Raw genomic sequence first — 12577 nt, 5'->3', positions numbered from 1 at the left:
TTTATCTGAGCATTTCACCTAAAAAGAGATACCAACGCGATCTATTCGAGAGTAAGATATCGAATGAGAATCTTTAGATCAGGACAACGCTATGCCTACTGCACTAATCACTGGGGGGAGTCGAGGTATCGGCTATGCTATTGCCTGTTACCTTGCCAGCAAAGACTACGACATTATTTTAGTGGCTAAGAATAAAGAAAGGCTGATCAAAGCCAAAGAAATGCTCAGTAAATTGTATCCCGACATCGATGTCAGCATTTATCGATGTCATTTCGCTGACACCAACTGTGTTGAACAACTCATCGATAGATTGTTAATGCTCTATTCCACTATCGACATTCTCGTCAACTCTGCAGGCGTATTAACCTCTGATTTTATCGAAGCCGATGGTAATACCGTTGAGAATTTGCTCAATACAAATGTCACATCCACCCTAATAATGACTAATAAAGTGGCCCAACTGATGCAGCGGCAGCAACATGGCACTATTTTTATGCTCTCTTCTAACTGCGCGATAACCCCTCTGCCCAAAATAGGCCTGTATAGCGCCACCAAAGCCACCATACTCAATTATAGTGAAAGCCTCTTTAAGGCCTTACTGCCCCATAATGTCAAGGTCACTTGTCTGTGTCCCAGTGTTGTGGATACCGACATGACCAATGATGGTCGCATAGCTAATAAAGATAAAATCCAAGTAGATGATATCGTCAAGGCTGTTGATTTTGTGTTGTCGCTTAGTCCGAATGCCTTATTACCGCAAATGACCATTTTGTGTCGACCCATCGAGGAGGAGCTGAATCATTAACCTCTTAGAAGGTCTGTAAGCATGTGTTTAAAGCAATTGTGTTATTGAACGCACAGAATCAATATGGTTACGTACGCAATGACTTAAGTCACACACAAGTCCATTTCTTTGCTTTGAACCCCAATAAAAGTGTTAACTTTCCCTACCTCACATCGGTATTAGCTGACTTGAAAGATCAAGATAATCGGTTTAATAAAACGCAAAACCTCTCGCTGTTTGCTTTGTTGATTGCCGCGATATCCTTAACAGTCAGTATTGCCGATAAAGTATCAGCCTTTGAAAAGAGCCTAGAGTCAACAGCAGAACTGGTAAAACAAACCTTTACAGGGAAATAAACACCCATGCGAGGATAAAAAAGAGGCAATGAAAACCATAACCATATTGAGTCATTACACAGGAAGCTTGATTTTGAAACAAGCATTAAGAGATAAAATACGCACCTAAATCGCCTTAACCTCTGATTTACAGAGATCAATGAATAACAGTACTGACCTCAATCAGATTAAACCACCAGATCCTTAACCCTGATTAAATAAGTTGTGAAGTCGTGTTATGCACTCTACCCTTGATAAATGAAATCAAGTGTACATGTCTAACTAAATGCACACTCCTAACGTAAGTAAAATGCCAATAAATAATCAAGGAAGGTCATTTTGAACGGGTTAATCACATTTTCTTCTTGGAAAAAAGCAGGCGTATTTCTTATCTTAAACTTTATACTACAAATCATTATTTTATTCTTCGTGTATCCATTAGTCTCTTCCACCATCGAACCTCTTGATGTGCAAGTTGCACTTAGTCCCGAAATCATAAAGGAATTTTTTAATACAATAAGTTCGAGTGGCATGGAAGTTTACCGTTTAAATGAAATAACTCTCGATATGGTATTTCCATTAATCTACGCATTTGCTTACTCACTATTGCTAATAGAACTCATGAAATCATGCCATGTTATCCATTCAACGCTGAAATATATTGCCTTGCTCCCTTTTGTAATAGCACTATTTGATGTGATTGAGAATATCAATGTCATCATTGCTATCAATCAACTCCCTGACGTTAATAAGTTAATATACAAGATACTGTTTGTGGCTAACCTATCTAAGCACACTGTTACATTGATAGTGCTATCGGCTCTATTGATATTAATAGTGTGGTTAGGTGCCTCAACAATCACAAATCGGTTAACGAATAAGAATAAATCGCACTTCAGCTGATCTTCACTATAAGGTATTTATATTTGATAAAATAAATAGCCCCGTTTGCAACAGCCTAGCTTGGCGCTATATGTTCAGATGAAGAGAGTACATTTGCTATTTATTGAAATACACTTGGTCAAAAAATCAACACATTCTTAATAAATTAAAAGTCAGCGTATCATATGCATCAGGGCCTGTTGATCTTTGATGATAATTTATACAATTGAATTAACATAATATGAAGTCACTTAACATTCTCATCAATAAGCGTTTAGTGCTATTTTTCAGCTTCAATAATATAGCGCTTAATGCGGACTCCAGCGTGTTCACGCATTTGAGGATGAATTTTATTCATATAATCATCCATCACATGCTGTGCAAATTGTTCTCTTATTGGGGATTCTAGATGACGAAACTGCGGAACCCATGACAAGAAGAAGTCCATAAGCTTATTTTGAGTGTCAAAATATTCCACATGGTGTATTTCATCGATTCGAGGTAAGTAAAATCCGGCTTTTTCGATAAAGCTCACCATCTCATTTAAGGTAAAATGGTGGTAAGGATCGTGAAAATCCACAAAATAAGATTGCCATTGGGGGACTTGCTGATGCGCAAACACCGTATCCCAAAAGTGCTCATGATCCACTTGAAAACCACACAACACTGTGCCTCTTGGTAATAAATGTTGATAGAAATCATTCCAAACTTTTGTTTGATCCGCAACCCAATGCAAACAGCTAAAAGACAAAATAAAATCAAAACGTTGATTAAAGCCGATGTCATCGGCACTCATCTGCAGAAAACGAATATTTGCTTGTTCCCCATAATGGGTTTGAGCAAAATTGACCATATTTTCGACCAAATCGATGCCTATGATATTGCCATGCTCAAGCTGTTTTGCCACATAGTGGGTAATTTTTCCATCACCACAACCCACATCGAGAATGCTATCGCAGGCCCTATAATCACAACGTGATAATGCCTCTATGGCCTGTCGCCACTGCATATCTGACGCTTTGGCATAATCTTGCGCTAACCATTTATCATGCCTACTATGCTTTTCCATTGATTTGGGGCCCCAACCAGACTCTCACTCTAATGAGTCTAGTTGAGTTAAATCAAAAAAATAATCACCTTTATTTTAAAATGTTCCGTGTAAAATATGTTTATCTCAAATGGGAATGTCTTCAGGCTGTATACACACCACTTCATCATGATAATCGGCCACACTCTCACGATGAGCGACACTGACAATCGCACAATTTGGCAATCTCATCTGCAATAATTGGTACAATCTACGCTCATTATCTTTATCTAATGATGACGTACTCTCATCTAAAAACACCCAATCGGGTTGACTGAGGATCACTCGAATAAACGCCACTTTTTGCTGCTCACCCAATGACAATATTTCGCTCCAATTCTTCATGATATTAAGCTCCCTTTTCAACCTTGGTAATCCAACATCGTCTAAGAGTGCACATAAGTGTGCATCACTTACCGCCTTCTCATCGGGATACATGAGTACCTCCCGCAGGGTTCCCTGCGGAAAATACGACCGCTGGGGCAAGTACATCACTGTTTTATTCTTGGGTAATGACACTGTCCCAGTAGCAAAAGGCCAAATCCCCGCTAATGCTTTAATAAACGTGCTTTTACCAACACCAGAAGGTCCTTTAATCACATATTTTTTATTGGCATCAAAGGTCATATTCAGGCCAGAAAATAATGTATGACCGGTTTGCGTTTGTAGCGTCAAATTTTTCGCCACTAAACTAGTATTAGTATGTATTTTTCGTTTAAATTCTGTGCTATTAGCGTAAGTATTTTCCACTTCCCGTACTTTATTCATGAACGTCGTCAAACGCATGACCACCGATCGCCATTGAGCCAGATCTGTGTATGCATTGACAAAGAAAGACAGAGAACTTTGCACTTGAGCAAAAGCATTAGAAATTTGCTGTATGCCACCAATTTCAATCGCCTTAGAAAAATACATAGGCAAAGCGGCAAGTAAAGGAATAATAATCGAGATTTGATTAAAGCCCGCAGTAAAATACAGCAACATTTTTTCGCGGTTAATCACTCTTAACGTCACATCAATCACTTGGTGGAAAACAGATACTATTCCCCGCTTCTCTTTATCTTGTGATTGATAAAGAGCAATATTTTCTGCATTCGCACGAATACGCACCGCATTAAAACGAAAATCTGCTTCTCGCTTTTGCTGTTCAAAATTCAAGGGAATGAGTTTCTTGCCCATTTTATGCGTAATATAAGTGCCCACCACACTATAAATTAAGGCTATCCAGACCAAATACCCCGAGATATGCAGCGTCCCTAAACTGCCCAAAGGGATCGCTAGTGGGCCGGATAATATCCACAATAATGTCATAAATGAACAAAGTGTCACCACGGCATCCACCACACCAAGAAACAAGGATGTCGTTAAACTCACAAACAAATTAACATCTTCTTGAATACGCTGATCGGGGTTATCGGTATAAGCATCAAAATTTTCAATATAATAATACGCTTTATTATTTAACCAAGTATCAATGACATGTTCGGTCAACCAAGCTCGCCAACGAATACTAAAGCGTGCCTGCACATAAAACTTATAAACGGCTGTCACCACAAAAACAGCTGCCAGTGCAATAAAAACAAACACCAATTGAAACACACGTTCCTTGTTATATTCTTGTATTGCATTCCAAAAATATTTATACCAATAGGTCACAGCCACATTCATTGCGACTAGGAATAAGGTCAAAATAAGTAAGGTCACCAGATAAAAATAGGCCGTCTTTTTTTGCTCTGATTGCCAATATAATTTGACCAAATGCCAAGTAGTCATGGGAGGGGATAACTCACTCTTTGGATCTTGTTCTTTCATACGTTCTCTGAACACATTCACAGTCAATTTCTTTGAGTGTATTGCGAACTTAAAAAACAACCAAGCATAGCCCGTTATAAAATGCTAGTTTCACAGTTAGCTTCAACAAATAGTAACACCTTGCTTTCAATGAGACACATTGTATGCACTGTTCATCAAACAGATAAAACAATAACGGTGACTTTACTCAGCATCATCCACAAACAAAGATTAAAATGCGAGTACTCCCCTCCATACACAAACCTAATCTCCCACCTAATATCCCGTTAATTCAGCAAAGCCTGACCCCTCAAAACCTCCCGTTACCTGTACTCGGCCTTCCCAATAAGGAAACGTTAATTGATTACGAGAGTCCTTGGTCACGCTTTTAATCACGATCACTGGACGATTTGGTAACTCAAGCTGCCACTTGCTCGGGTATTGACGGTTATCCAATATCACGGTTTCCAGCACGGTCAATTGAATATTCTCGTGAGCAATGTCGGTGGTTTCACCATTGGGCACTATATGTGCTCCGCTACAATACTCATAATCTTGGTTCTGGCCTCGTATGCAAAACAACATCAGCCCTTTCTCTGCGGCTTGCTTATCAACCAAACTAAACCAATCCCAGCCTAATTGATTTGAGTCAAGTAAACTGGCTGACCATTCTCTGTCGTACCAAGCATTCCCTGTTACTTGATACTTATTCCCAGCAAAGGTTAAATTTCCTTTTACTTTTAAAAACGGATAACTGAAATAATAAGACGCATGACCACTTTGGGTTTTCTGGCTATAGCCCTTATCTCCCTGTAATACCCTAGGACTATCACTTAATGTCAGTGCCACTTGATAGTCTTCCTGCGCCGCTGTGAGTGTTAGCGGTAAAAAAGGCGCTGTCATACTGGCTAACTGCCAATCATCAATCTCAGCCTTAAACGGTGAAACGGTTATCTCTGCTTGCCCCGCTCTACCAAACCGTTCAAACGCCACATGCGCTTGCTGGTGCTGTATCGCAAAGTGCGCAAAGTAAAGGTTATTATCCCACCAGCGTGAATCCAGATGACTCGGCATCAAAGTGCGAAAAAGTGTCCATTGCACCCCAAAGGTTTCGCCAGTATCACTTTCTACATTTGCCGTCACATACCACCATTCAATGCCCTGCTCAGAATGAATACCATGATCTTTGGGAAACACCAGCTCAACTCCTTTTTTAACCGCAATACCACTCTCTATTTGAAACGCTGATGAGGTCGGTTTTTGTACTTCTGGTTGGCAAGCACACAAAAAAAACATTAAAGAAGACAGTAACAAAGGATATAATTGCCCTTTCAACATTATTCACCACTCCTAGCGTCTAAATGTATGAGTTTACGAATCGGCAAATAGGCACAGACAATCGACACGCCAACCAAGGTTGAACAGGTCACGAATAAACTCATCCCATCTAAATAAAAATGAATACTCCAACCAAAGGCAATCGGCATCACAAAGGTTAATAATGCCCAGCCCAATGCAAAGCCAAGTGGAATAGCAAACACGGTCGTAAAACTGACCACCCCGACGGTTTGTAATAATTTCATCATTAATAACTGTCGCTGCGTGACACCTAAGTTGCGTAATATAATCAATTGCTTTAATTGATTAGCACTTAAACTCAATAAACTCGTACACAGACTTAGCAGTGCAATAGCGAGAATAAAACCATTGAGCGCTTCGGTAACCACAAATGTGTCATCAAACAAGGCATTGGCATATTCTTTAAAGCGTTTATTGGGTACTATAACGGTACTGTCTTGTTTAAACTCGTCTATTAACCGTTCACTAAAAGCGGCCAGTGTTGTCTGATTAGTGAGACGAATGGCATACCCCAAATAATCACTGTTTAGCGCGGCCATTTGCTGCCTATTTTCCAATGTCAGCAGTAATATACTGGGATTGCCATAATCGTAAAAAAAGCCCGTTATACGGCAATCAAAACGCGTATCATTTTGCTCAAACTCAACCATACTCCCTAACGTCATACCAAATTTAATATGACTTTGCTCATTCGCCAAACAACCTTTATCGCTGAAATTTTCAGGGCCTATTGCCCTCCCCGAAGTCAACGAAATATGCTGATAGTGATTAACACTGTTACCGAAGCTGGACAGGTGTGCCGGTATATCCTTCACCAGCTTATTACTCACGCGGCCATCACTTTGCATATAAATACTGAGTTGGGCGACTTCTGGCAACTGGCTGAGTGTTTGTCTCAATGTATTATCAAGCTGTGTAGAACGCAAATAAATATCGGCACTCAGCTGTTTTTCAAGATGGGCATGTAACGTATGACTAAAACTGGTTACCATTATTTGCATGCCTATCGCACTCCCCAAAGCAACCAAAATGGCAATAATGGCAATATGTAAATCTTTTAAATGGCATCGCGTATCGGCATGTCCCCATTGAGCCAACGGATGGGTAAAACTAATGGGCAATGCCACCAGACTCGATAGGGCTTTAGGCACTAATAAAATAAATATCAACAAAATCATAAAACACAGCAGTAGCGCTTGATATTCACTCACGGCGAAATGAAATAACCAGAGAAATCCTGTTGAGGTCGATAGCAATAAGCCGTAAAACACAGTCGAACCTTGCCTCATCACACGCTTACTTTGCGCCAGTATTATCATCGCTAATGCAAAGATGTTCAGTCCAAATCCCAATAACACATTTGACCATTGCCAATGGATCACAAGCGCCTTATCCAATTGGTATAAGCCAATTAAAGTACGATTAACATCAAGCACCAGTGTATTGGCAATGAAATACCCGCCTACAGTGCCTAATAGCGCAGTCACAAGACTCACCATTATCAGCTCAATAATCAGGCTTAACTGAATACTGATTGAGGTACAGCCCAGCAAGTGCATTTGCTGTAATAATCTTGTTCGTGCCGTTAAGGTGAGTTTGATGGCATTAAAGCTTAAAAATGCAGCAACAATATAGCCCAGCATGGCCAATGCTGCGAGATTGAAAAAAAAGGCTTCAGACAATACATCAAATGCTTGCTGCTGAGCATCAATAAGCTGCGCTTTTCCTGCGATCAATTGTTTGATATGAACGAGTTGCTGCTCGGTGACATGTGATAGCTCAATAAAACTAAGTTGCCCATTTGCCTGTAGTAAATCATCCGCATAGGCAAGATCGGTCAGCGCCCATAAGCCCACATCCTCCATAAAGCGAATATGAGGTTGCGCTTGCCCTTTTTTCAGCACAAAAGCACCTTGGCTATCTGACTGAGTGTCAAGGCGATCAGCAAATTGCAGATCAACAAAAAGAGTCTCAAGAGAAAACCCCAACGCGCTATTATTGGGATCCTTTTGTGTATATCGGTGACTCAACTGAGGATGATTTAACCACTGTAAAGTATCCACACCTTGAATCGCTAAACGTCGACCTTCACGCGTCGTTAACCTCCCCCGCAGTACAGGTTGCGCATTGATGAAGCCTTCTCTTCGTAAACTGAGCCAAACATTGCCATCGATATACTGCTTCCCCGTCAGTGGCTTAATTAAATGAGTGACTGGATTATTGATAAGCGCTGCGGAGCCCTGATAGCGTGTTTTAGCCTCTTGATTCAAGCCCGCTATGGCGGTTAGCAATGCACTACCTAAACTAAATCCCAACAGAAACAAAGCCATTAACCAAGGATGTCGACGGTAAAATCTGACATGTGTGACTAAAATCAATCTAATGTCATTACGCAAAACAGCCATCTCTTAGCACTTTCACTTGATCAAAATAATCCGTTAACTGATGGCTATGGGTCACCATTACCAGGTTGATTTTTCGCTCACGGCACAAGCTTGTAAGCAACTCAACCACTTGGTGAGACCGCGTTTGATCTAAGTTACCTGTGGGTTCATCGGCAAAAATGATCTGCGGTCTATTTAACAGTGCTCTTGCGATCCCGACTCTTTGCTGCTCACCACCAGAGAGCGCTTCTGGTAATGCATCGAGCTTGGTTTGTAGCCCCAATGCATGAACCAGGGGTTCAAATTCACTTGTGGCTTGTTTGGGAAAATTAAGCTGATATTGAAACAGCATATTTTGCTTAACCGTTAAACAATCAAGCAATTGATAATGTTGAAAAATCAATCCAATTTTTCGACGATAAAGCGCGAGCGCTTGTTCGTTTAAGGAAGAGAGCACTTGGTTATTCACACTCACCCAGCCACTATCTGCTTGCAACAAGCCTGCTAAAATATGCAAAAAAGTTGTTTTACCTGAGCCACTATCACCCAGTAACGCAAGTTGTTGCGCTGCCGGTACAAACAAATTAAGTTGATTTAAAATCTGATGTTTATTGTCACCATCATGACGACTAAAACATAAATCCTTAACTTCGATCACGATAACTCCTTGTTAATCGCTAGTAACTTATCCTCATGCGCAATACCAAGCAAGCGCAGAAAGATTAGCCAGTGTCATTATTACCGCTGATCAGTCTAAACGGTTTATGCCTCCATTAATAATATTTGTAAAGAAAATAATGCCTCATAAAAAGCATTCAGTTGTGTTAATTTAGGGCTCAATGTCGATTGTTGTTGAAAAGAGAATAGCGGCAAAGCTGTCCTCGAGTTAACGTTCATCGATAAAGTGTCATTGTTTTTAACTTGATGATGTAAAGATGACTTCAATATATCATCAGTCAATGGCTCCATGGTTTTTTTCAATTTGGACAACAGCTCAAACGCTTTCATTCGCTGACTTTCCCCTTGGCATTGATTCAAAGCAATCGCCTCTGTTTCCCTCTTTTTCATTTTTAAAGCACCTTGGAGGGCCAATGCCTCTTCGCTACAATGCTGACTCACCTTTATAGAATAAGGCGGGAAGAGTGACTCAATCTCTGTAGTAAAGCTCTCAATGAAGTGCTCAAAATACACTCTATCAACCGTGTCTATTTGAATGCACTCCTTGCCTTTTTTTGAAGGATCGAGTTGATATTTCACGTCAAAGTTTTGTGCCATATCCATCACTTCATGCATTGTATGAAAGGGATAAGGGCAATCTGAGTGATACTCCACCCTAAAAAATGCGATTATGGCTTGAGATAATGCAGTCAGTTCAGCTTGCCTACCGCCCGCCCAGCGAGCGAGTTTAAGTGCCCTTACAACTGATGTAGAATGTCCAGACCATAGAAATAACTGTTGCTTTCTGCCCAACAAGCTTGATAGCGCCAATTCATTACGACACATGGCATTTTGTCCGGCTCCTCTTACGTGCCGACTTAGTTGAGAATTGGCATCACGTAAACACTCTCTTTTTACCCCCTCATCAGTGGATCCGATACTGATATAACAATCCCCTTTTATGGCTGTATCGATAAGTCCTTGACCTGCTGTTTCCGGTGCCCAAATTTGATGCTGACCAAAATAGTCCGCCAGATCGTGAATAAGCGCAATTTTTTCTCCTAAAGAAAAATCTTGAGGAGCCATAAGCACATTCATGGGCGCATCATTGATAAAACTCGACATCTTCAAGCTCATTCCCAGGGCTTGAACTTCTCTCTTTTGATGCAAACTTTGTCGATAGCTGCCAAAGGGTTTGGCAAGTTGTAATTGCCCACCTTTTCCCATGCGTAATAATGTATGGCCGCTTAATAATTCCATGGTCACGTCATAATAAACTGAGCCCTTATCTTGTAAGTCTTGCTTAATCTTTTCATAAATTTGATTAACCAAACTATTGATTAGCATATTAATATAAGGATTATGATAAACTCTTTGAGCAAAGTCTCTTTCAAAAACTCGACAAGGCTTACTGTGGACCCATGCATCTAACGCGATGGCCGCTTCATGCCAAAATAAGTATTCTCGCTGCTGATCATGTCGCTTATATTGATAGATAGGTTTATCTTCACCAACATATGAATCACTATCTAACCATTGACTTAACTGACTTTTATAACTGACAGACTCTTGCCTAAAATGATCCACGACTTGCTTTAAAACAGGCAGCAAGTGTATTTCCATTTCGGAGTGACTTTTCTGATTTTCTTCGATTAACATTAACTGATGTTTGGCGGATCTCCACATACTGTTAAATACCTCATTGACTAACTGCGTTAAGGTTTTTTGAGTTGAACCCGCGTTAGTCAAAGCGGCGCAAGTATATTTTTCTCCCGCAATGATTAACATCCTTTTTCCTCCTTGCTATTAATACCTATTGATGTGAATCTTTGATAAATTTTAATAAACTAGGAAAATTACCATTAAAATGGTTTAAATCCACTGGTGCATCGACACCGCTGACTCGACCATTTTGCGAATGCTGCCAAAGACACCAAGTTTTTTGACATATTCCCTCACCCAGCCATGATGTAGGCAGGTGCACTAGCTTGGCTTGATAAGCCGCTATCCAAAGTGGAAATCGACTGAATCGTGGATCATTTAAATAACGCTGAGCAAAAAACAAATCTGTATAAATAATCGGCCTTCGCTGAGTCTGTTTTTCAACAAAATCAAGCCAAACCAAACTGCGCTCTCGCAGCGCCACTTCACTCATATTATCCGTGATCTCAAGATCCAATATCGGCGGTAAGTCTGTAGGCATAAATTGCTTCACGACAGACAAATACTGCATTGCTTGTTTTTGCGGATCATCCGCAGCATAAAAAAAATGGTAAGCTCCCCTGATAATATTATTCTGCCTCATACCATGCCAATTCATATGAAATTGAGGATCAATATAGGTCTCTCCTCCCGTGGCTTTAGCAATGGCAAAAGGGAAAAGGGTATTGTCTATCTTGGTCCATTGCACGCTTCCTTGGTAGTGAGAAACATCAAAGCCTTGTACAAAATGCTCCTCTGAAGATAATGGCTTAATATACAGTTCGATCAAATACCAAACCAATATAAAACCGAATAAAATACCTCCTCTTACTTTCCAACTGGATTTATTTTTTTGACTATTCATATTCACCCTATGCTTAATAAAATAATATTAAGGTGCGAGCAGAATACATGCCAAATAACGTAAACAGCCATTTACAACCCATATAGAATAAATAATGGACTGAACTAGCCAAAATATAAAATAACGTTGTTATTCACCTAGCATTATCCTTATCATGTTCCTCATAAAATAATGAATAGTATTTAGCAATACTCAAATCATGCTCAAGGTAAAATCAACTAATCCAGAGTAATCTTCCCGTTGAATATTAGGATCTGAGCAGGTAAATCCCAATTTCATTAATACTTTTTGAGAAGCTAAATTATCAGGGTAAACTTGGGCTAAAAAATGATTAACCTGCTGCTTTTTTAATGCCGCCATTAAGTGTGATAAGGCTTGGGTTGCAAAACCTTGACCTTGATACTCCTTGCCAATCCAATAGCTTAGCAAGGCTGTGATGCTCTCTTTCTCTTCACCAACCAAACCAAAACTAATGCCGCCCACAATGCCTAAAGATCGATTAAGAATAAAAAATCGCCATTTCTGTAGTGAATAAGTTCCTTGAATAAAACAGGCCATATCTTTAACTGTTTCAATGGGTTTTATCGCGAGGCGCTGACAAATAACATCTGTCATCAGAGGAAGCACCTTTTTGGCCATAGTGGGCTCAGCAGGAATTAAATCAATCTCTTTCGCCTGTTTTTTATCGATTAAAGGTGTATACATATGATGGCCCAACCATTCGTCAATATT

General features: G+C 40.0%; 11 protein-coding genes. 3 read left to right on the top strand and 8 right to left on the bottom strand.

The genetic code is table 11. The features are described 5' to 3' along the window. Window positions 1-91 precede the first annotated feature (91 nt). From Q0779_RS04475 to Q0779_RS04465, 3 genes are all read left to right on the top strand, one after another. Entirely contained in the window at window positions 92-805 is a 714-nt protein-coding gene (locus tag Q0779_RS04475) for an SDR family oxidoreductase (protein WP_298769941.1), read from the top strand. A 23-nt stretch (window positions 806-828) separates the two neighbouring features. After that, window positions 829-1140 carry a hypothetical protein gene (locus Q0779_RS04470; protein ID WP_298769939.1) on the top strand — a complete coding sequence of 104 codons (312 nt, stop codon included), beginning with the start codon at window positions 829-831 and terminating at the stop codon, window positions 1138-1140. A 318-nt stretch (window positions 1141-1458) separates the two neighbouring features. Then, a complete protein-coding gene (locus Q0779_RS04465) occupies window positions 1459-2022 on the top strand; it encodes a hypothetical protein (protein WP_298769937.1) in 564 nt (187 codons plus the stop codon). 259 nt (window positions 2023-2281) lie between these two features. On the opposite strand, the gene Q0779_RS04460 is transcribed toward Q0779_RS04465, so the two are convergent. The 8 genes from Q0779_RS04460 to Q0779_RS04425 all read right to left on the bottom strand — a co-directional run bounded on the left by Q0779_RS04460 (window position 2282) and on the right by Q0779_RS04425 (window position 12550). Continuing rightward, window positions 2282-3070, bottom strand: a complete 789-nt coding sequence (locus tag Q0779_RS04460; RefSeq protein WP_298769935.1) for a class I SAM-dependent methyltransferase — start codon at window positions 3068-3070, stop codon at window positions 2282-2284. 105 nt (window positions 3071-3175) lie between these two features. Next, complete coding sequence (locus Q0779_RS04455; RefSeq protein ID WP_298769933.1) at window positions 3176-4921, bottom strand: ABC transporter ATP-binding protein/permease; 1746 nt, start codon at window positions 4919-4921, stop codon at window positions 3176-3178. Window positions 4922-5155: 234 nt separating this feature from the next. Beyond that, window positions 5156-6217, bottom strand: a complete 1062-nt coding sequence (locus tag Q0779_RS04450; RefSeq protein ID WP_298769931.1) for a lipocalin-like domain-containing protein — start codon at window positions 6215-6217, stop codon at window positions 5156-5158. Beyond that, a complete protein-coding gene (locus tag Q0779_RS04445) occupies window positions 6217-8643 on the bottom strand; it encodes an ABC transporter permease (protein ID WP_298769930.1) in 2427 nt (808 codons plus the stop codon). Before Q0779_RS04445 ends, Q0779_RS04450 begins: the two co-directional genes overlap by 1 nt. Further along, complete coding sequence (locus tag Q0779_RS04440) at window positions 8627-9280, bottom strand: ABC transporter ATP-binding protein (RefSeq protein WP_298769929.1); 654 nt, start codon at window positions 9278-9280, stop codon at window positions 8627-8629. The genes Q0779_RS04445 and Q0779_RS04440 overlap by 17 nt, the downstream gene beginning before the upstream one ends. A 104-nt stretch (window positions 9281-9384) precedes the next feature. After that, entirely contained in the window at window positions 9385-11067 is a 1683-nt protein-coding gene (locus Q0779_RS04435) for a hypothetical protein (protein ID WP_298769928.1), read from the bottom strand. Between the two features lie 25 nt (window positions 11068-11092). After that, the gene (locus Q0779_RS04430; protein WP_298769927.1) at window positions 11093-11845 is read right to left on the bottom strand and encodes a GH25 family lysozyme; all 753 of its coding nucleotides are present in this window, start codon (window positions 11843-11845) and stop codon (window positions 11093-11095) included. Window positions 11846-12037: 192 nt separating this feature from the next. After that, complete coding sequence (locus Q0779_RS04425; RefSeq protein WP_298769925.1) at window positions 12038-12550, bottom strand: GNAT family N-acetyltransferase; 513 nt, start codon at window positions 12548-12550, stop codon at window positions 12038-12040. Window positions 12551-12577: the final 27 nt, after the last annotated feature.

Origin of the sequence: uncultured Shewanella sp. (assembly GCF_947491715.1) — a bacterium.
In the GTDB taxonomy this organism is placed as follows: domain Bacteria; phylum Pseudomonadota; class Gammaproteobacteria; order Enterobacterales; family Shewanellaceae; genus Shewanella.
The sequence above is the reverse complement of the archived record's forward strand: the minus strand, read 5'-3'. Positions and strand labels throughout refer to the sequence as shown.